Origin of the sequence: Streptomyces sp. NBC_01775 (assembly GCF_035917675.1) — a bacterium.
GTDB lineage: Bacteria > Actinomycetota > Actinomycetes > Streptomycetales > Streptomycetaceae > Streptomyces.
This window is the reverse complement of record NZ_CP109104.1, coordinates 1,601,961-1,622,097: the sequence shown is the minus strand read 5'-3', so window position 1 is coordinate 1,622,097 and position 20,137 is coordinate 1,601,961. Positions and strand designations below refer to the sequence as shown.

19 protein-coding genes are annotated in these 20,137 nt (G+C 72.5%); 11 read left to right on the top strand and 8 right to left on the bottom strand.

What is annotated here, in order from left to right:
- Window positions 1–60: 60 nt before the first annotated feature.
- The 5 genes from OHB04_RS07475 to OHB04_RS07455 all read right to left on the bottom strand — a co-directional run bounded on the left by OHB04_RS07475 (window position 61) and on the right by OHB04_RS07455 (window position 4,973).
- Window positions 61–927 carry a DUF1963 domain-containing protein gene (locus tag OHB04_RS07475; RefSeq protein ID WP_326807089.1) on the bottom strand — a complete coding sequence of 289 codons (867 nt, stop codon included), beginning with the start codon at window positions 925–927 and terminating at the stop codon, window positions 61–63.
- A gap of 142 nt (window positions 928–1,069) precedes the next feature.
- Window positions 1,070–1,546 (bottom strand): hypothetical protein, encoded by a 477-nt coding sequence (locus OHB04_RS07470; RefSeq protein ID WP_326807088.1) that lies wholly within the window; start codon window positions 1,544–1,546, stop codon window positions 1,070–1,072.
- Window positions 1,547–1,792: 246 nt separating this feature from the next.
- The gene (locus tag OHB04_RS07465) at window positions 1,793–2,179 is read right to left on the bottom strand and encodes a winged helix-turn-helix transcriptional regulator (RefSeq protein WP_326692629.1); all 387 of its coding nucleotides are present in this window, start codon (window positions 2,177–2,179) and stop codon (window positions 1,793–1,795) included.
- 230 nt (window positions 2,180–2,409) lie between these two features.
- On the bottom strand, window positions 2,410–3,663 hold the full coding sequence (locus OHB04_RS07460) for an NAD(P)/FAD-dependent oxidoreductase (protein ID WP_326807087.1): 1,254 nt from the start codon (window positions 3,661–3,663) through the stop codon (window positions 2,410–2,412).
- A 134-nt stretch (window positions 3,664–3,797) separates the two neighbouring features.
- Complete coding sequence (locus tag OHB04_RS07455) at window positions 3,798–4,973, bottom strand: LacI family DNA-binding transcriptional regulator (RefSeq protein ID WP_326807086.1); 1,176 nt, start codon at window positions 4,971–4,973, stop codon at window positions 3,798–3,800.
- Between the two features lie 227 nt (window positions 4,974–5,200).
- Here OHB04_RS07455 and OHB04_RS07450 point away from each other — a divergent pair, with 227 nt between their 5' ends.
- The 8 genes from OHB04_RS07450 to OHB04_RS07415 all read left to right on the top strand — a co-directional run bounded on the left by OHB04_RS07450 (window position 5,201) and on the right by OHB04_RS07415 (window position 16,121).
- Window positions 5,201–6,229 carry an SIS domain-containing protein gene (locus tag OHB04_RS07450; RefSeq protein WP_326807085.1) on the top strand — a complete coding sequence of 343 codons (1,029 nt, stop codon included), beginning with the start codon at window positions 5,201–5,203 and terminating at the stop codon, window positions 6,227–6,229.
- A complete protein-coding gene (locus OHB04_RS07445) occupies window positions 6,229–7,155 on the top strand; it encodes a PfkB family carbohydrate kinase (RefSeq protein WP_326807084.1) in 927 nt (308 codons plus the stop codon). The genes OHB04_RS07450 and OHB04_RS07445 overlap by 1 nt, the downstream gene beginning before the upstream one ends.
- The gene (locus OHB04_RS07440; protein ID WP_326807083.1) at window positions 7,152–9,371 is read left to right on the top strand and encodes a hydantoinase/oxoprolinase family protein; all 2,220 of its coding nucleotides are present in this window, start codon (window positions 7,152–7,154) and stop codon (window positions 9,369–9,371) included. Before OHB04_RS07445 ends, OHB04_RS07440 begins: the two co-directional genes overlap by 4 nt.
- 21 nt (window positions 9,372–9,392) lie before the next feature.
- Window positions 9,393–11,057, top strand: coding sequence for a hydantoinase B/oxoprolinase family protein (locus OHB04_RS07435; protein WP_326807082.1), 1,665 nt, complete (start codon window positions 9,393–9,395; stop codon window positions 11,055–11,057).
- A 42-nt stretch (window positions 11,058–11,099) separates the two neighbouring features.
- Window positions 11,100–12,611 (top strand): MFS transporter, encoded by a 1,512-nt coding sequence (locus OHB04_RS07430; protein ID WP_326807081.1) that lies wholly within the window; start codon window positions 11,100–11,102, stop codon window positions 12,609–12,611.
- Window positions 12,608–14,224, top strand: coding sequence for a gamma-glutamyltransferase (locus OHB04_RS07425; protein WP_326807080.1), 1,617 nt, complete (start codon window positions 12,608–12,610; stop codon window positions 14,222–14,224). Before OHB04_RS07430 ends, OHB04_RS07425 begins: the two co-directional genes overlap by 4 nt.
- Before the next feature lie 172 nt (window positions 14,225–14,396).
- The gene (locus OHB04_RS07420) at window positions 14,397–15,353 is read left to right on the top strand and encodes a L,D-transpeptidase family protein (RefSeq protein ID WP_326686897.1); all 957 of its coding nucleotides are present in this window, start codon (window positions 14,397–14,399) and stop codon (window positions 15,351–15,353) included.
- 204 nt (window positions 15,354–15,557) lie between these two features.
- Complete coding sequence (locus tag OHB04_RS07415) at window positions 15,558–16,121, top strand: hypothetical protein (RefSeq protein ID WP_326686896.1); 564 nt, start codon at window positions 15,558–15,560, stop codon at window positions 16,119–16,121.
- Window positions 16,122–16,256: 135 nt separating this feature from the next.
- Here OHB04_RS07415 and OHB04_RS07410 read toward each other — a convergent pair whose 3' ends face one another.
- From OHB04_RS07410 to OHB04_RS07400, 3 genes are all read right to left on the bottom strand, one after another.
- Window positions 16,257–16,718, bottom strand: coding sequence for a GNAT family N-acetyltransferase (locus OHB04_RS07410; RefSeq protein WP_326686895.1), 462 nt, complete (start codon window positions 16,716–16,718; stop codon window positions 16,257–16,259).
- Window positions 16,719–17,061: 343 nt separating this feature from the next.
- Window positions 17,062–17,559 (bottom strand): HEAT repeat domain-containing protein, encoded by a 498-nt coding sequence (locus OHB04_RS07405; protein WP_326686894.1) that lies wholly within the window; start codon window positions 17,557–17,559, stop codon window positions 17,062–17,064.
- Between the two features lie 271 nt (window positions 17,560–17,830).
- On the bottom strand, window positions 17,831–17,959 hold the full coding sequence (locus OHB04_RS07400) for an LPFR motif small protein (protein ID WP_326686893.1): 129 nt from the start codon (window positions 17,957–17,959) through the stop codon (window positions 17,831–17,833).
- Between the two features lie 529 nt (window positions 17,960–18,488).
- Between OHB04_RS07400 and OHB04_RS07395 the strand changes: the two genes are divergently transcribed.
- Genes OHB04_RS07395 through OHB04_RS07385 form a run of 3 tightly spaced genes read left to right on the top strand, consistent with a single transcriptional unit; the run spans window position 18,489 to window position 20,129 of the window.
- Window positions 18,489–18,659 (top strand): hypothetical protein, encoded by a 171-nt coding sequence (locus OHB04_RS07395; protein WP_326686892.1) that lies wholly within the window; start codon window positions 18,489–18,491, stop codon window positions 18,657–18,659.
- Window positions 18,656–19,237 (top strand): sigma-70 family RNA polymerase sigma factor, encoded by a 582-nt coding sequence (locus OHB04_RS07390; protein WP_326686891.1) that lies wholly within the window; start codon window positions 18,656–18,658, stop codon window positions 19,235–19,237. Before OHB04_RS07395 ends, OHB04_RS07390 begins: the two co-directional genes overlap by 4 nt.
- A complete protein-coding gene (locus OHB04_RS07385) occupies window positions 19,227–20,129 on the top strand; it encodes a hypothetical protein (RefSeq protein ID WP_326686890.1) in 903 nt (300 codons plus the stop codon). Before OHB04_RS07390 ends, OHB04_RS07385 begins: the two co-directional genes overlap by 11 nt.
- Window positions 20,130–20,137: the final 8 nt, after the last annotated feature.

Here is a 20,137-nt window from a genome sequence, read left to right as displayed (position 1 = left end):
GCGGAAGCGGTTGGCGGTCAGGCGAAGCCGGTCGCCCAGGGGCTGGGGCACGAGCGAGCCCTACCAGCTGGACGAGTCGGTCACCACCTGGCTGAAGTCGCCTTCGTGGAGAGCGCGGGAAGGGCTGACGAAGTGCAGTGACCCTCCGTCGCCCCACTGGAATTCGGCGGTGCTGCCGAGCTGGAGCAGGTGGGTGACCTCCTCCTTGGGCCGGACGCTGGTCTGCAAGCAGGAGCCACCGCCCAACTCCGGCCAGCCGAGGGCTTGGTGGGCGTGATCAGCGGACAGCGGGTACCTGGCGGAGTGGTCCGCCCATGCCGCGCCGAACCTCTCCTCGATGAACAGACTCGGCATCGCCCCGTACGCGCCCGCTTCGGCACGGGCACCCAGGAGGCGGTCGAGTGCCGGGTCGTCCGTGAAGTCCGGGAGGGTGAGGCCGGGCGCGGTGTCCAGGGGGACGGTGGAGAACGTCGTGGCCAGCGCGGGCGCCCGCACCTCCCCGGCGTGTGCCGGGTCCGCCGGAACGACCCGGCAGGCCAGGGGATTCATCAGCCCGGGAAGCACTTTCCGGTACCGCTCCATGCCGGGAGCGTCCGGATCGGCGACCTCCAGGAAGAAGAAGTTGAGCAGCCCGGGGCGCACCGGCAGCTGGGCCCCGGCCCAGGGGCCGAGCTGTGCCGTGTCGATGACGGCGAGCAGGCTGAGCGGGTGGCCCTCACACTCGGGCCACGCCGTACCGGGGTCGAGCAGCGCCGGCCCGCCGACCCGGGAGCGCCCGGCCCTCCGCGCACCGGCCGCAGCGGGCACGAGGCCGACCGCGGGTCTGCTCAGCGCCGCCAGTTGCGCCCCGACATGTTCGCCCAGGTGCTCCTCGCACAGGGCGCGAAGCTCGTCGAGTGCCGCGCTGAGTGCCGCGTCGAGTTCCATGCGCGCATTCTGACGCCCCCGACACCCCTCCGGATCACCGGGGTTGGTGACCAGGGCCCGGCCCCGGGGGTTGGTGCCAGGACCCGGCCCCGGGTGGTGCCTCCAGGGCCGGGCAAGGGGACGGGCAAGGGCACGGGCACGCTCACACGTGGATGGCGAGCTTGAACTGCGCGTGCGTGATGCGCCGGGACGTGCTGCCGCCGTGACCGACCAGAAAGGCGATCGGCGTGCTCGGGTGCACGAAGATCTCGTGGTGCTTGGTGAAGCACTGCATGCCCGGCGAGGGCGCGCGGTGGTCGGTCGCGGTGGAGTCCGCACCCGTGGACAGGCCGAGCGGATCTCTGACGAAGCGGTCCCGCAGCTCGGAGTAACTCCCGTCCTCCCACTGCACGACGGCGGTCAGCGAACCCCATCCATCCACGTGCGGCCATATCAGACCGGAACGGTCATCGCGCTTCCAGTCGCCCACCGTGGCTCCGTCGGGCTGCTGGACCTGGTGCATGCCGTGCATGTCGTACGACTCGCCGCCCCCGAAGGGGAAGTGCACGACGTGATAGCCACCGTTACCAGGGATGGTCTGTGGGGCGGTTGTGATGAGAGAGCACACGTACACGGTCAAGGGAGACCTCCTGCATGGGGGGAGAGTGAGGATGCTGGGACGCGACGTTCCCGGATGCTGATGCGTCGCTGTGCAGTGTTTGTACCCCCAGTGAAGCCCTTCCCAGTACTCCACGCCCACCAGGATTGTGGATGTGTGGCGCCGTCAGGAGTGGCGCCGTCAGAAGGGGCAGGTGCGCGAGATGGCGCGCGGCGGCGTCAGCCCTCAGCTCTCGGCTCTCGGCTCTCAGTTCTCGCTTCTCGGCTCTCAGCTCTTGGCGTCGTAGCGCCGGCGCGCGGCCTCGATCTGGTCGAGGTAGCGGCGGGTCCAGGCGCACATGCCGTTGACCGTCTCCAGCAGCGCCTGGCCTGCCTCGGTGAGGCGGTACTCGACGCGGGGCGGCACGGTGGGATACACCGTCCGGTGCACCACGCCGTCGCGTTCGAGGCAGCGCAGGGTCTGGGTGAGCATCTTGTGGCTGATGCCGTCCACCGCGGTCCGCAGCTCGGAGAACCGCAGCGTCCGGTCTTCCAGGACGTTGATGATCAAGAGCGCCCACTTGTTGGCCACCCCGGCGAAGATCTCGCGGGCCAGGGAGTCCGCGCGGGTCACATCCCCGTTCGCGTCCCTGTCCACCTCCCCGTCCGTCCCCACGTTCTCGGACACATGGCCGACCTGCTTGGTCCCCACGGGGTTGCTCCCTCGCTGAAGAGTTGCGTTCTTCCACGTCAGAGGATACTCACCTACGGTTTCTGACTAACCAGAAGAGACTACGGGCCTGGTGCGAGCACCCTCAAGCCCCGCCCTCCCCGAAGCGCGTCCTCGGGGTCCCGGGAACCCTCGGGGTCCCGGGAACCCTGGGGGAGGTCCGGGACCCCGAGGCGTCAGCCCTGCCGGCCGTCGGCGGGGGCCGGGGACGGCGGTGTGAAGCGGTCCGGCCTGAACGGGGCGAGGGCCGGGCGCCGGGCGCCGGTGAGGAGTTCCTCGGCGACGTGTTCCGCGAGGCCCGCGGCGAGGGTGACGCCGCTGTGGGTCACCACCACGTAGGGGCTGCCTTCGCCCGCCGTCGGCCCGACCACGGGCAGGCCGTCGAGCGGCAAGGGGCGTACGCACACCTTCCGTTCGAGCACCTCCGCATCCGCGAGCGCCGGCAGGAGGCGGCGGGCGCGCTCCAGCAGGGTGCCGGCCCAGGCGTCGAGTTCGGCGTCCGGAGTGTGGAGGTCGACGGTCACGTCCCCGGCCTCCAGATGCACGTGCTGCCCGTGCTGTCCGTGGCGCCCCTGCCGGCCGTGCGGGCCGTCGCCGCCGTGGGCGCGCAGATGGACGAGCGGGGTGTGCAGGACGCGCGTGGGCGCGCCGCGTACCGGGCCGACCCGTACGACCAGAGCCGGAGCGGGGGAGCCCGGCCGGTCCGGGTCGACGATCGGGACCCCGGCCCCGGGCGCTCCCGCCAGCCGCGTCACCTCGGGTGTCCAGCGCCCCGCGCAGCACACCACGGTGTCGGCCTCCAGCGTCCCGCCGTCCGCCGTACGCACCACACGCACGCCCGTGCCCCCGCCCTCCACCGCTGTGACCTGCCCGGCCGGGCCCGTACGGACGTCGGCGCCGCGGTCTTGTGCGCGCCGTACCAGGGAGGCGATCAGGGGTTCGGTGAGCACGTAGCCCTCGCTGGGGAACCAGGCGACGCGGGGGATGTCCGGCGGCAGGTCGAGCGCGGGTTCGAGGTCGGCGACCCGCTGCCGGTCGACGAACTCGGCCGCGTACCCCCACGCGGACGCCTGTTCGACGCGCTCGGCCAGCCGCCGTGTGCCCTCCTCGTCGTCCGCCCAGCGGAGATTCCCGACGGGCCGGTACCACGCCTCCCCGTCCGTACGCGCGGCCAGCCGCTCCCACGCGGCCATGCTGTCGACGCTGAGGTCGTGGTAGGCGCGCGGCGTCTTGCCGTTGGAGTTGAGCCAGGCCAGGCTCCACCGACTGGTGCCACGCGCCGGCCGCTCCCGGTCCAGCAGGACGACCTCGACACGCGTGCCGGACCCGGACGTGCCGGACCCGGCCGTGGTGGCGCTCTCGGTCAGCCGGTGGGCCAGTGTCGCTCCCAGCGCTCCGGCCCCGATGATGACGATCCGCCGCGGTTCCATGTACCTCCCTCGATCGTGTTCCCTCGGTCCCCGCTTCTCCGGTCCTCCGCCCCCAGTGCCGTCCGGGGATCCACTGGCCTCGGGGGTCCGCCGGCCGCCGGGAGCTGTCGGCTTCCGGCGGCCCCGCCGGTGTCTCAGCCCGCCCCGCCGGGGGGCGGCCCCGTGGAGTCCCGTTCGACCAACCTGCCGCGCAGCACCAGCCGTTGCCCGGCGCTCCCTGCGGGGGCCTCCGTTCGGCCCGCACCCGGGCCGGTGCCCGCGGCCTCCCCGCCGCCCCCGCCCTGCCGCTCCGCGACCCGTTCGAGCAGGCGCCGGGCCGCCGTAGTGCCGAGCTCGCGGGTCGGCTGGCGTACGACCGTGAGGCGGGGTCGGACCAGGGTGGTCCACTCCTGGTCGTCGAAGCCGACCAGCGACACCTCGTCCGGGCAGCCGCGTCCGCTGCGCTGGAGTGCGGCGACCGCGCCCGAGGCGAGCACGTTGTCGGTGCAGAACAGAGCCGTGACGCCCGGGTCACGGCGCAGCAGGCGCAGTACGGCGCGGGCGGCGGCGTCCCGGTCGTAGGGGGAGTGGACGATCAGCCCGGGGTCGGGGTCGATGCCCGCGCGGCGCAGCGCCGCGAGATGGCCCACGAGCCGCGCCGCGCTGGGCCGTTCCGCGTCACCCTCGGCGGGAGCCGCGTCGCGCAGGCGCGGGAAGTCCTCGGCCGCCTCGCTGAGTACGGCGATACGGCGGTGGCCCAGCCGTACGAGGTGGTTGACGGCGCTGCGCGCGCACGCGGTGTTGTTGACGATGACCTGATCGACCTGCGGGAGCGCGGGCAGCGGCCGGTCGAGCAGGACGAGGGGGAGGCCGCCGTCCGCCACCGGGCGCAGCCGCTCCGCGCTGTCGGGGGACTGCGGCGCGATGATCAGTCCGTCGACGCGCTTTTCCCACATGACCTGGATCGCGCGCCGCTCGGCCTCGGGGTCGGCGTCGGTGTTGGCGAGCAGCATCTCGTAGCCCGCCGCGCGGACGACGTCGGCGATGGCGCGGACGGCGCCGGCGAAGAAGGAGTTGCCGACGTCGGTGACGATGACGCCGACCGTCTCCGTCGAGCCGTGGATGAGGCTGCGGGCAAGGCCGTTGGGCCGGTACGACAGCCGCCGGGCCGCGTCCTCGACCTTGGCGCGCGAGGCGGCGCTGGCCTGGCCGTAGCCGCCGAGCACCCGGCCCGCCGTGGCGGTGGAGACCCCCGCCTCGCGGGCGACCTCGACGATGCTCGGCGGGCCCGAGCCTCTTTCCTTGTGCGGCACCTCGCCCCTCTCCGACACGGACAACGAACCCGGCTTCGACACCGGCGACGAACCCGGCTCCCAGGCCGGCGACGCACCCGACGGACCCGTCCCCACGGCACGGACACCGCCTCGAAAGTCTCTTCGCCGGACCTATTGACGACAGTTTACGGGTACTGAGAAGGTTCTCACCAACCGCCACTGAGAACCTTCTCAGTCCCTCTCGGTGACGGCCGCACCCACCCGTTCAAGGAGAGATCCCCCCGATGCCGTCGCCTGTCGCCGTCGACCCCGTACCGCTCGCCACCGACCTCACCCCGACCCTGGAGCACACCGTCGCGCAGGCGGCCACCGCGCGGGAGCTGGCCGCGCGCCTCGCGGACCGGCTGCGCACCGTCTACTTCGTCGGCTGCGGCGGCTCGTACTACTCGACGTTCCCGGCCCAGGACCTGATGGAGAGCCATACCGTCGCGCCCGTCTCGCACCGGATGACGGCGGCCGAGATGATCCACCGGCCGCTGGCCGGGCTCGACGGCTCCGCGCTGGTCGTCGCCTCCTCGCACTCGGGTGCCACGCCCGAGACCCTGGAGGCGGTCCAGCTCGCCAAGAAGGCGGGGGCCACCGTCGCCGGGATCGCGCGGGCCGGTGACTCGGCGCTGGCCGACGAGGCCGACGTGCTCTTCGACTACCCGAGCGATGTCACCGTCACCGAGCCCAAGGCCATCCACTTCACGCAGCTCGCCCTCGCCGTGCTGGAGGCGGCCGGAGCGCTTCCGGACCCGGAGGCCGCGTGGCGCGCGGTCGCGGCGATCCCCGAGGCGCTGACCTCGGCCAAGCGGGAGGTCGCCCCGCTCGGCGCCGAGGTGGGCGCCCAGTGGCGGGACGCCGACCTGGTCTATGTGCTGGGCGCGGGGCCCAACTCGGGCGCCGCCAACGCGCTGGCGGCCTGCTACCTCCAGGAGATGAACTGGCTGCACGCGTCCGCCGTCAGTGCCGGTGACTTCTTCCACGGACCGTTCGAGATCGTCGGGCAGCACCCGGTGCTCATCCTCAACGGCGAGGACGCCACCCGTCCGATGGGGCAGCGCGCCGTCGCCTTCGCCGAGCGCTACTACGACACCTACGCCGTCCTGGACTCCCGCACCTTCACCCTGCCCGGCGTCCCCGAGGAGCAGCGCGGGCTGATCAGCCCGCTCGCGATCGCCTCCACCTCCCGGCGGCTGCTGGACCACTGCGCCGCCGAGCGCGGCCACAACACGGCGCAGCGCCGGTACATGTACCGGGTCGCGTACTGATGCGGCGGGTACGCCTGCTGGGGATCGGCGACAACGTCGTCGACCGCTACGCGGGACTCGCCTCCCCGCAGGGCCCCGACGCCGACGGCGTGGATCCCGATCCCGACGCGGGCGGCCCGGCCCCCGCCTCCGACGGCACGATGTTCCCCGGCGGCAACGCCGTCAACGTCGCGGTGTACGCGGCCAGAGCCGGTGCCGAGGCGGCGTACTGGGGCGTGACGGGCGACGATCCGGCGGGCGAGGTCGTCCGCGCGGGACTGCGCGCCGAGGGGGTGGACCTCTCCCGCGTCCGCACCGCGCACGGCACCAACGCCTGGGCCGAGGTCGGGCTCACCGGCGGCGACCGGGTCTTCAAGGGGTCCGACGACGGGGTCTCCGTCTTCTCCCTCGGCGCCGCCGGCCTCGAAGCGCTGGGCACCTACGACCTCGTGCACACCGCCTACAGCGGCTCGCTCGTCCCGCAGGTGCCGGACATGGCCGCCCGCACGAGGGTGTCGTTCGACTTCTCGTACCACTGGCGGGAGCCCTGGGCCGAGCGGCTGTTGCCACATCTGTATCTCGCGGCGTTCTCCACGTCACAGCTCAGCGACGCCGAATCGGCGAGACTGCTCCGCGACGCGACGCACCAGGGCACCCGCTGGGCCCTCGCCACCCGCGGCGCCGAGGGAGCCGTACTCACCGACGGCACCACCTTCTGGCACCGCTCCGCGGCCCGTACCGAGGCCGTGGACACCCTCGGAGCGGGGGACGCCTTCATCGGCACCCTCCTCGTCACCCTCGCCGCGGGCGGCGACCCCGAAGCCGGGCTCGCGGACGCCGCGGAAGCCGCTGCCCGCGCGTGCACGGCACACGGCGGCTTCGGCCACGGCGCGCCGCTGGCCGGCCCCACCCCGGTCCCACCACGAGTCCAGGCAGGAACCCCATGACCTTGCGCATCGGTGTCGACACCGGAGGCACCTTCACCGACGTCGTCGCGTTCGACGAGGAGACCGGCACGATCCACGTGCGCAAGGTCTCCAGCACCCCGGAGGACCCGGGCCTCGCCATCGTGGACGGCGTCCAGCAGGTCCTGCACCAGATGGGCGGAACGGCCGGAACGGACCCAGGCGGCGCGGACGGTGGCGGCGCCGCTCGGCACGGCGCGGCTCAGCACGGCGCGGCTCGGCACGGCGCGGACGATGGCGGCGCGGCTCAAGGCCGTGCCACGCGCACCATGGCCGAGGTCGCGTACTTCGCACACGGCACCACCGTCGGCACCAACGCCCTGCTCACCCGGCGCGGGGCGCGCACCGGCGTGCTCACCACCCGCGGCTTCCGCGACCTGCTGGAGCTGGGCCGGGGCCGCCGCCCGCGGCTGTACGACCTCCAGGCCGACAAGCCCACCCCCTTCGCCCCGCGTGACCTGCGCCTCGAGGTGACCGAACGGGTGCGCCACGACGGCCGCGTCGAGACGCCGCTGGACGAGCAGGACGTGCGCACCGCCGCCAAGACGCTGCGCGAAGCGGGCGTGGAGGCGGTCGCCGTCTGCCTCCTCTACAGCTTCCTGCGCCCGGAACACGAGGAGCGCGTCGGCGAGATCCTGGCCGAGGAACTGCCCGGTGCCCACATCTCCCTCTCCAGCCGGGTGCTGCCCGAATTCCGCGAGTACGAGCGCCTTTCCACCGTCGTCACCAACGCCTACGTCGGGCCCGTCGTCTCCGCGTATCTCGCCCGGCTCCGCGAGCGGCTGGCCGCGCGCGGTCTGAGCGCCGTGCCGCACGTGACGCAGTCCAACGGCGGCATCATCCCGTTCGAGGCCGCCGAGGAGTTCCCCGTCCGCATGGTCCTGTCCGGCCCCAGCACCGGGGTGGTCGGCGCCGCCGGGATCTGCGCGGCGGCCGGGCACCCCGACTTCATCACCTTCGACATGGGCGGGACCTCCTCCGACGTCTCCCTCGTGCGCGGCGGCGTACCGAAGGTGACCACCGGCATGGAGCTGGACGGGCGGCCCATCCGTACGCCCATGCTCGACATCCACACCGTCGGCGCGGGCGGCGGCTCGCTCGCCCGGGTCGACGCGGGCGGCCACCTCAAGGTCGGCCCGGCCAGCGCGGGCGCCGACCCGGGCCCCGCCTGCTACGGCAAGGGCACCGAAGCCTCGGTGACCGACGCCAACGTCCTGCTGCACACGCTCAACCCCACCCAGCTCCTGGGCGGCCGGATGTCCGTCGACGAGGGCGCGGCCCGCGCCGCCGTCGGACGCCTGGCCCACCGCGCGGGCCTCGGCACCGAGGAGACGGCGCAGGGCATCTTGCGTGTCGTCACCGCGAACATGGCCCGCGCCATCCGCGTCATCTCCGTCCAGCGCGGCTACGACCCCCGCGACTACACCCTCGTGCCCTTCGGCGGCGCCGGGCCCCTGCACGCCTCGCGGCTCGCCCGCGAACTCGGCATGCGCACCGTGCTCGTCCCGCCCACCCCCGGCGCGCAATCGGCCCTCGGGCTGCTGATGACGGATGTCCGCGCGGATTTCTCCCGCACCCGCATCCAGCCCTTCGACTCCTCCTCGGCCGGCCGCCTCGGCACGCTGTACGGGGAGCTCGCCACCGAGGCGCGGGACTGGTTCGAGGCCGAGGAGATCGCGCCCGGGGACCGGAGCGTGGAGCGCACCGCCGAACTGCGCTACGCGGGCCAGAACTACGAGATCCCCGTCCAGGTCCCCGACGGCGCCCTCGACGGCGAGGCGGTCCGCACCGTGCTGGAGTCCTTCAGCGCCGAACACCGCCGCCTGTACGGATACGACTCGCCCGGGGAGCCCGTCGAGGCCGTCACGCTCCGGGTGCGCGCCGTGGGCTCCGTCCCCCGGGCGCAGCTGCCGCGCGAGGAGGCCCAGGGAGCGGATGCCACCGCCTCGCTCACCGGCGCCCGCGACGTGCACCTGCCCGAGCTGGGCGGCTTCACCCCGGTGCCCGTCCACGACCGTGCGCTGATGCGGCCCGGCAACCGCGTCGAAGGCCCCGCCGTGATCGAGCAGATGGACACCACCACCGTGCTGCTGCCCGGCGACGTGCTCACCGTCGACGCGCACTCCAACCTCGTCATCGAGGTACCCGACGCCGCTCACGCGACCCACGCCGCCGACTCCGCCGCCCCGCAGCGGTAGCCGTACCGAACAGGAATCCCAATGAAAGCGCACGCGCACCGCACCGCCGCAGGGGCCGTCGACCCCGTGCTGGTGGAAGTCATGGGCTCGGCCCTGGCCTCCATCGTCGAGGAGATGGGCGAGACCCTGGTCCGCGCCGCCTACTCCAGCAACATCAAGGAACGAAGGGACTGCACGGCGAGCCTGTTCGACGCCGACGGGCACATGCTGGCCCAGGCCGAGCTGGCCTCCCCCATCCACCTCGGCTCCCTCATCGGCGTCGTCGCCGCCGTGCTGGAGCGCTTCCCGGCCGAGGAGATACGCCCCGGAGACACGTTCCTCAGCAACGACCCCTACTCCGGCGGCGGCTCGCACCTGCCGGACATGGTGCTGGTCACCCCCGTCTTCGCCGAGGGGAAGCTGACCGCCTGGGCCGCCAACCTCGCCCACCACGCCGACTTCGGCGACCGGGGACACGCGCACATCTTCCAGGAGGGCATCCGCATCCCGCCGGTGCGCTTCGCCCGCGAGGGCACCATCGTCGAGGACGTCTTCCAGCTCGTCCTCACCAACTGCCAGGTGCCCACCGAGCGGAAGGCCGACTTCCGGGCGCAGCTGGCCGCGAACCGGCTGGCCGTGAACCGGTACGGCGAACTGACGGCCCGCTACGGCCGCACCACCATGACCGCCACAGCCGCCGCGCTGCTCGACTACACCGAGCGCCGCACGCGCGCCGCCATCGCCGAGGTGCCCGACGGCACCTACACCTTCACCGACCGCTTCGACTGCCCCGAGCTGGGCGAGGAGGAGCTGGAGCTACGGCTGCGGGTGACCGTCGAGGGCGACGAGCTGCGCTTCGACTTCGCGGACAACCCGCCACAGGTGCGCGCCTCGGTCAACATGGTCTGGACGGCGCTGTACGCCACCGTGTACTACGCGGTGAAGACCCTGGTCGACCCCGACATCCCCTCGAACGCCGGGCTGCACAGGCCCATCCGGATCGACGCGCCCCTCGGCTCGATCGTCAACTGTGTGGAACCGGCGGCCGTCAACGGCCGCACCGAGACCTGTCAGCGCGTGGTCGACCTCATCCACGGCGCCCTCGCCACCGCTGTGCCCGAGCGGGTCACCGCCGCCTCCAACGGCGCCAACACCGGCGTGCACTTCTCCGGCCTCGACAGCAGGACGGGCCGGTACTTCGTCTACCTGGAGACCATCGGCGGCGGCTCCGGCGCTCGCGCGGCCAAGGACGGCCTCGACGGGGTGCAGGTCCACGTCACCAACACCTCCAACCTGCCCGTCGAGGCGCTGGAGACCGAATACCCGCTGGTCGTCGAGGCGTACGAGCTGGTGCCCGACTCCGGCGGCGCCGGGCGGACGCGCGGCGGCATGGGCATCCGGCGCACCCTCCGGGTGGAGGAGCACGACGTGCGCTTCCAGCTCGACACCAGCCGCCGGCTCTCCCGGCCCTGGGGCCTGGCGGGCGGGCTGTCCGGCAGGCCGGCCGCCGTCGAACTCAGCGACGGGGCGCAGCCGGTCACCGGCGGCTGCACCGTGCTCCAGCCCGGCGACCGCGTCAGCGTCATCACGGCGGGCGCGGGCGGCTACGGCGACCCGGCCGAACGGGACCCGGAAGAAGCCGCGCGGGACAGCCGAGAGGGCTCCGTCACGACGAAGGCGTCCGACGAAGACGCAGCTCGCCCCTGACCCCTGGCCACCAGGCCCCTGGACAGAGCTAGGAGGTGTCCGATGACGAACACCCCCGCACCACCCGCCAGTTCCTCCCCGGCGGAGGAGACACCCACGCCCGCACCCCTGCCCGCGCCCCCGGCCGCGGAGCAGGCAGAGCAGCGCTCCGGCTCGCCCTGGCGCAAGGTGCTCTGGGCCGCGATGCTCGGCAACGCCGTCGAGTGGTACGACAACGCCCTCTACGGCATCCTCGCCGTCGTCATGTCGCGGACGTTCTTCCCCGGGGGAGACCCGGCCGTCGCGCTGATCTCGACGTACCTCGGCCTGATCCTCTCCTACGCGATACGCCCCGTCGGCGGGACGCTCATGGGGCGGCTGGCCGACGTGAAGGGCCACCGGTACGTCCTCACGGTGACCATCGTCTTGATGTCCATCGGCACCGTCGCCATCGGCGTGCTCCCCGCCTACTCGGTCATCGGCGTCGCGGCACCCGTACTGCTGGCGCTCTGCCGGCTGGTGCAGGGGCTCGGCGCGAGCGCGGAGTACACCGTGGCCACCAACTTCCTGCTGGAGCACGGGCCCCGCAAGAAGCGCAACTACCTGTCGGGGTGGGCGGTCGGCTCCACCTCGCTCGGGCCGCTGATCGCCTCCGTCCTCGCCTACATCCTGATCGTGACGCTGCCCTCCGGTGCCTTCAACTCCTGGGGCTGGCGCCTGCTGTTCCTGCTCGCCGCGCCGCTGTCGCTGGTCACGCTCTACATCCGGCGGCACACCACGGAGGCGCCCGAATACCAGCGGGTCCTCGAGGAGGCCAAGAACAACCAGGTCGAGCAGACGCCGTTCCGCGAGGCCGTGCGCGGCCACTGGCGGGACATGCTGCGCGCCATCGGACTCGGCGCCGGGCAGCGTGTCGGCTCGTTCATGATCCAGAGCTACTTCGTCACCGCGCTGGTGCAAAACGGCTTCGGCGAGGACCAGGCGCTGCTCGCGGCGATCCTGACGTACGTCGTCGGGGCGCCCGCCGCGATCTGGGGCGGCTGGATCGCCGACAAGCACGGCGGCAAGCGGCTGCTGGTGTTCGGCTACGGCGTCTTCGTGCTGTTCACCGTGCCGACGTTCCTCGCCATCGAATCGGGCTCCTTCGCACTCGCCTTCGTCGCCGTCGTCGTCTTCACGGTCATCAACAACGTCATCGGCGGGCCGCTGACCACCGCCTACGTGATGAGCTTCCCCGCCCACGTACGCGGCACGGCCGCGGCCCTCAACTACAACCTGGGCACCACCCTGCTGGGCGGCACAGCGCCGCTGCTGGCGTCCTGGCTGGTGGGAACCACCGGTACCGAGGTCTCCTTCGGCTGGTACATGGCCGCCATCTGCCTCGGCTCGGCGCTGGTCGCCGCGTTCGCCCTGCCGAAGGCGATCGACGCCCTCCGCGAACCGGCTGCGCCGGAGGCTGCCCCCGCTCCGGGAGGGACCCCCGCCCCGGGAAGCGCCACCGCTCCGGATCCCGCCGCGCCCGGTTCATCCGGGCCGGAGGCCGGTCATCAGGTCAAGGAGGTCCCTCAGCCGTGAGCGCGTCGTCCTCCGTGGGGAACGACCCCGTCGCGCCCGCCCGCTACGGTCCGAAGCCGCTCGTCGCCGGGGAGCACGGGGTGGCCGTCACCTCGCATCCGCTGGCGACCCGCGCCGCGCGCGACGTGCTCCGCGAAGGCGGCAACGCGGCCGACGCGGCCCTCGCCGCCGCGGCGGCCCAACTCGTCGTCGAGCCGCACATGACGTCGCTGACGGGCGGGCTCAGCCTGCTCCACCGCGACGCGCGCACCGGCGCCGCCACCTACCTCAACGGGAACGTCAACGCCCCGCTGGCCCCGCTGCCCGACTTCACCGGCGCCGACCTGACGCGCGGGCGCGGGGTGCCCGTGCCCGGCTGGTGGCCCGCGTTCGACCAGGCCCGGCGCCGGTTCGGCACGCTGAGTACGGGGCGCCTCCTGGCCCCGGCCCTCGCCGCCGCGACGGACGGCTTCGAGGTCAACCCGTTCCTCTACGGCATCGCCTACGGCGAGCAGGCCCGCCTCGGCGCGTCCGCACAGATGCGCGAGGTCTTCTTCCCCGAGGGCCACCTCGCCGTGCCGGGTCAGACGATCCGGCAGCCGCGCGCCGCGCGCACCCTCCTGCGGCTGCGCGACGAGGGCATGGACTACTACCTCGGCGAATTCGCACACGCCTTCACCCAGACCGTGCGCGCGGACGGCGGCGTCATCACCGAGCGGGACTTCGAGGAGTACCGCGTCCGCGTGCAGGAGCCGGTACGCGGCACCTACCGGGGCGCGGAGATCGTGGCGTCCCCGCCGCCGGACGACGGCGGCGTCCAGCTGATCGGGGCGCTGAACATGCTGGAGACCGTGGACCTGGCCCGGCTGGGACCGTCCACCGCCGCACCCGAGACGCTGCGCCTCCTCATCCAGGCCCACAACACCGTCTACTACGCGCCGCCCTTGCGGCGCGACCTCACGGAGGACCCCGAGCGGCTGGAGACGCTGCTGTCCAAGGAGTACGCCCGGACCCGGATGACGCTTCTGGAGACGGCGCCGCCGCCCGGCGCCGCCCCGCCCTCGCCCGGCACCATCCACGTCTCGGTGGTGGACGCCGCCGGGGACGCGGTCTCGCTCACCCACTCGCACATGGCCTCGGGCTTCGTCAACGGGCTGTTCTGCGAGGGCTTCCAGCTCTCGGGCGGCGGCTCCTTCTTCCAGCGCGTGATGCCGGGCCCGGGGGAGCGGGCATCCGTCTATCTGGCACCGAACATCGTGCTGCGGGACGGGCAGCCCGTCATCGTCTCCGGCTCGCCCTCGGTCTCCCTGGTCGCCAACATCCTCCAGAACCTGGTGAACCTGATCGACTTCGGCATGAGCGTCGAGGAGTCCGTACAGGCCCCCCGCTTCGGCGCCCGCCCGCACACACCCGAACGGGGCTGGCAGCCGGGCAACCTGCTGGAGGCGGGCTTCGCGCCCGAGGTCCTGCGCGAGGTGCGGGGCTGGGCGGACCGCGAGCGCCTGTGGACCCGCCTCGTCAACCCCTGGAACGCGCTCACCGGCAACTTCGAAGCCCTCACCCTCGATCCCGCCACCCGCACGATCCGAGCCTGCGCCGACCCCCGCCGCGTCGGCGCGGCGGAGGCCGCCTGAGCGCCATCCCCCGGCCGCGCCCCCGCCGACTACCAGGCTCCCGAGGACCCCGCCCGGATGACACGCGCGCTGTCTGTTCCGCACGGGTCGCGAAAGAGAGAGGGCGTGCGGCGCTCAGGTGAATCCGGGGAATGCGGCGCTGGGCCGTGTGTTTCGCGGGGAAAGGCCGTGCATGCCTGTCACACCGTTCATCCTTTCCGCGCGTGCCGTCCGTGTGCCGGCTGCCGCGATGCTGTTGCTGCTCGGTCTCCTCGAGGCCGCTCCCGCGGGCGCCGTCGCGCCCCCCTCACCGGCCTCGGACACCCGTCCGGTTCCGTACGAGTCCCTCGTCCCGGGCATTCCCGTCCCGCCCGGCAACGCCTACAGCCGGGACACCCCCGACCAGGGTGCGTTCCCCCCGCTGAGCGAGGCGGAGCGCAGCGAGAGCGGCGTCGTGAAGCGGAATCCAGGTGCCGAGCACGTGGACTCCGGCCCCGGGGTGGAGTACGTGCCTCGGGGGGAGCAGGTGCGGAAGGGGAAGACGGGCCGGCGGCCGGTGTGCTCGAACAGCACGGGGCGGGACCAGGCGAAAGTGGAGGAGTATCTGCGCCTGCCGGTGGACGGCAAGCAGTCGCCCGCGGACTGTGACGCCATCCAGAAGTTCCAGCAGAAGGAGAACATCGCGCCCTCGAACGGATTCGCGGGGCCGGTCACCTACCGGGCGGCGTACGCGAAATTCGCGGCGCACCACCCCGGACGGCTGCTCGCGGACCGGCACTGCCCGTCGTCGAGACGGCGGGTGGCCTGCCTGGATCTGACCCGCCAGATCATGTGGGTGCGGGAGAGGGGCAAGGTCGTCTTCCCCGCGGTGCCCATGCGCACCGGAATGCGGGGCTACGCGACCCGTAGGGGCAATTTCGCCGTGCAGCGCCGTGTCCGTAACGAGTGGTCACGGCTCTACCACCAGCCGATGCCCTTCGCCCAGTACTTCAGCGGGGGCCAGGCCATTCACGGCACGTACAAGAACATCTACAGCCCGCCCGGCTCCTACGGCTGTGTCAATCTCCGCTACGCCGACGCCCGACGCCTCTGGAAGACGCTGCGGATCGGCAGCGGAGTCCGGATCTGGGGAACCAAGCCGAGGGCGTAGAGCACGGGCGAGGGCGCTCAGGGTTACGGCGAACGGGGCCACGGAGAGGGTGACGGTCGGTCAGTGGAGGGATTCTCCGCCGGCCGCACAGCGAATCGCGTGGCCACGTGAGTCGGCAGCCTCTCCGGATTGCCGGATTTGCTATTCGTAGACCTGCGGTATCCGCACTTCGCGATCTCGCACTTCGACGGAATGAGGAAACACATGAGACGTAGCCTTTTTCGGCCGGTGGCCACCGGAATTCTCGCGCTGAGCGTGCTCGGCGCGGGGGCGTCCTCCGGTGTGGCCTCCGACCACTCGCCGATGCCGTCGCGGGGTCACCAGGGCGCACCCGCCCAGCAGGACCCCGCCGCCGGCGTGTACGGCGACGAGGCGGCGGCCCCGGACCCCGACCGGCAGCAGACCAGGCCGGTACAGCAGACCAGGCCGGCGCAGCAGCAGATGGCTCCCGGCGACCCCCGGGGCGACGGGCCGCCCTGGTGGGGCGAGGGGCACCACAAGAGGAACGAGGCGCACGCGAACAAGAAGGTCGTCCGGAAGTGGGAGGAATTCCGCGTCTATGGCAAGGCCACCGGAATTCCGCGGAAGAGCGTCGCGTTCCTTCAGCAGAAGCAGCGTGGCAAGTGGGCAACTCTGCGGATCCGGGTCCCCGTGAACCACAACGGCACGTACACCATGCGCGTGCGGCTCGCTCTCAAGGGCAACAACGAACTGCGGACCATCGCGGGCGGCGTGCCGTCCAGGTCCTTCCACGTCTTCGTGCGCTGAGGCTCCACACCGGACCGGACCGGTGCGGGACCGCGGTATACGCATTGCTGGCATTGCTGGAACGCAGCGGAGTTCAAGAGCGGGGCCGGGGCCTTCAATGCCCCGGCTCCCGCCGCGCCCTCCTGTGGCCCGCGGTCACGCCGGGTGGAGGGTCGCCCTCATGACGGGGAGCACGCGGCCCGGGGCGACTTCGCGGCTGTCGATGCGCTCGGCTCCCATGTGCAGGTAGAAGGGCTCGGCGTGGGGGTCGGACTCCCAGGTCAGGGTGTGGAAACCGGAGGCGCGGGCCGACTCCGTGGCGTGCTGCCACAGGATGCGGCCCAGGCCGGTGCCGATCACGTCCGGGTCGAGGAACATGTCGGCCAGCACGCCGTGCGGAGCCTCGCCGTCGAGCTGGTAGTAACCGGCCACGACGCCGTTCCGTTCCGCGACCACGACCTGCCCGTCCCGGATCGTCTGCGGGCTGACGGTGAGCATGTCCCGCATGTGTTCCAGGACTTCCTCGGCATAGCCCCAGTGACTCTTCGAGCGGTGGGTCAGCGCGGTGAGCAGGTCGGCCTCGACAGGCTCTGCGGGACGAATAATGATCTTGGCCATGCGTGAGGGTACCGCGCGGACCTCCGAGCGGGCGCGGGGGATTTCCCCCACCCGGCCGCCAGCGTCCTGACCTGCGGCACACACCTCGAACCTGCGACCCCACGGCCGAGCCGGCGCCCTCCGCCACCCCCTGCCGAGGCCGTCCGTACACCGCCCTTCGCCGATGTCCGGGGCGGGGTGAGGCCGAAGGTCGGCTCCAGCCGTACGAGGTACGCCCGGTGCCGGGGCCCGCGAGGCGCCGTCAGCGTGGCATGGAGCGGGCCAGCTCCTGGGCCCGCCCGCCGACCGGATTCTCGTTCACCTCAAGGCCCGAGGGTGCGGTTGTCCAGGTCGTAGTACTGACTCATCGGTCCCCATCGTCCACCGCGTCGTCGTCCCTCGCGTGACGCCTCGGCCCGGAGAACTCGGCGAGAGCGAGGCCCGCTTCCTCGCGGACGCGGGGATCGGGATGGCTGAGGTAGGGCTCTATCAGGGGGCGGGCTCGCGGGTTCCGGGGAGCGCCGAGGAGATAGAGGGTGTGGGTCAGGAGTTCGGGCTCCGCCGCCATGGACTCCAAGGCGGTGGCCAGCGGCTCGACGACGGACAGGGGCAGGGCGTGGCGGCTGAACGCCTCGCCGAGTGCGTTCAGGGCGGACTCGCGTACATGGGTCACGGGTTCGCGGAGAGTGAGGCCGACCAGGCGGGCGGCCACGACGCGAGCGGTCTCCGCGTCGAGCGCCGAGCCGCGGAGCAGGTCTCCCAGCTCAGCGGCTGCGACGTCCCGCCGTGCCGGATCACGGTCGGTCAGCGACTCCAGGGCTGCGGACACGGCGCCGCGCACCGCCTCCGACACGGCCTTCATGGGGCGCCCCCTGCCGATGGCGAGGCGAGTCCGTCCGTCGGCTCTTCGACGGTCTCCATGTCCCGGATCCCCATGTCCGTCCAGCCTCGCGATGTCCCGCCCATCCTCGCGCCCGCGCGACGTGGCCTTCAACGGGGTTCCCCGGGAGGGGAGGGGAAGGCGGGGCGAGGGTGGCGTCCATGGCCGCATCGTGGGCGGCGGCGCGAGCACGGCGACCCGGGCGCGTGCGAGATACGTGCCCAGGCCCCGGCGCCCCCGCGCCGCTCCCGGGTCAGTGGCGGCCGTGGGCGCTGTCCGACACGCCGCCGAAGAGCCGGGCGACCGCCCGGAACGGGAGCGTGACGACGGTGGCCACTGCGCCGCCGATGGAGCGGAGCACGTCTGCGATGGCCTTGAACACGGTGCCTCCTTGTCGTGCCTGTGTCATTCCCCGGCCGGAATCCGGACGAGGTCCGGAGCGGATGCCGGGGACCGTCGCCGGTCAGGCGGCGGAACTCGTCGGGTAGCCCGCTCGGAGCGGGGGAAACGTCGGCAGATCGGGAGCGCCCGGCGCCGCCCCCTGGCCGGTGGGTGTTTTGGTGTCCTTGAGGCTGGTCGCCCGGCTCCCGTGACGCGTCACGGCTCCCATGACGCGTCACGGCTCTTTCCTGTCCACGAGGAGCCGAGCTCCATCCGTTGAAGCGGGCGAGATTGGCACACTCATTCGACATATGCGCGGCAAGCGCTGTCTCCCCCGTGTGCTCGGTGAAAGAGCTGCCAGGAGGAGGTCCAACTCGGAAGGGGAGCGACAGACTCCGAAACTATGCGGACGGGCGCGTGCACGAAAGCGCCACTCCGGAACGTCGCCAGCATCAGAAGGTGAAAGCCTCACCTTCCGGGGCGCGCGGGGGTTGTGCCTCGATCGACGACCGGAGAGGTCTGACAGGTCCGTGAACAACCAGCTACAGGAGTTGGCCCGCGATCTGGTGACGGCGGCGCTCGCCCTGCGTGTGTTCGGCCCTCCCGCCGTGGCCCTGCTGCGACGCGTGGTGGCTGCTGGAGTGCGCGTCGGAGTGACGGAGTTGCACCGCGGGGCCCCGGGAGACGGGGAGGGGCGATGACGCAGGAAGAGTCGTCCCTCCGCCGCGCGGGCCGGCTGCCGGCCTCCGAGCGTCTGCCGCTCGACTTCTCCGCCTTCCACCGGATGCACCGTCCCGCCTACGTCCGTCGCGCGGAGCGCGATCTGCGGTGCCGGGCCGACGCCGAAGAAGCCGTGGACGAGGCGTTCGAGAAGCTCCTTCACAAGTGGACGAAGGTGTTGCAGTCGGAGAATCCCGCCGCCTACGCCTGGACGGTGCTGCGCAACACCATCAGGGACTTCGCGCGCAAGCGGGGCCGTCGGCTCTCGGAGCTACAGGACGCCGTCTTCGGGACGGTCGCGCTGCGGACCGCCGAGGATCCGTACGGCCAACTGGAGGAGAACATGCGGCTCTTCTCCGCCATCCAGTCCCTGGCCCCGCGCCAGCGTGAGGTCATCCGGCTGCGCTACTGCGAGGGCTACAGCCCTGCCGAGACGGCGGATCTGCTGGGCATCTCCGAGGCGGGAGTGCGGTCCACCGAGCGCTACGCGAAGCGCCATCTGAGCGAGATATACAGCGGCTACATGCGGCAGGAAGAAGGGCATGCTGATGACCACTGACATAAACCGCCTGCTGTCGCGCGCGCGGCTGGTGCCCACGGCTCCGTACACCCTGGCGGAGATCGAAGCCGCCGAGGAGCGCATCGCCGCACGGTTCGCGGGACGTGAGGTGCCCGGACACGATGGGCCGGACCTCGAGGTGCCCGGCTGTGCGGCGCCGGACCGTGAGGTGCCCGGCTCGGCCACCACGGTCGGGGCGGGGCAGACGGGGCGCGACGCCGCTCGCGACCCGGCCGCACGCCACCTGCGAACCCTCTGTGAGACCTTCCTCATGAGCCCCGGCGCTCTCGAACCGCTGCGCGAGTTCCTCACCAGCGCCCTGCCGGAGCCCCCGGGAGCACGTGTCCTGGGCGGCATCCTCTACCTGGCCAACTGCGAGGACAGCGCGCGCTTTTGGTGGCAGTACGCGGCAGGCGCCTCCGACACCGTCTCCTCCTACTGCCTCTACCTCCACCACCGCTCCCTGGGGGAGGAGAGCGAGGCCGGCCTGTGGCGGGATCACACCGCCCTCACCCCCGCCACGCTGAGCCCGGAGTCGACCGAGCTGGAGATCGCGACGGCGCTGCGCCTCCTGGCCGGGCTGCGCCGCCGCCGGTCCCTGCCCGACCCGCTGCGGGTGCTCATCGAGTACGTGCCGGTGATGGTGGGCTTCGTCGACGAGGACCTGGACCTCCCCCTCCCGGACCGGGGCCTCCCGCAGGCCATCGGGAAGATCATCGACAAGGGTCCGGCCGGGACGGGGAGCGATCCGGCCGCGGGACAGGTGCCGCCGCAACGGAGGAACCCCCGGCCGGAGGCCGGCCCGCTGGAGCGACGGCAAAAGCGCGGGCCGGGCTGGAGCCGGGAGGTACGCGACGCCCTCCGGGACTGTGCCGAGAGCGTCTCCTGCTGACATCACCC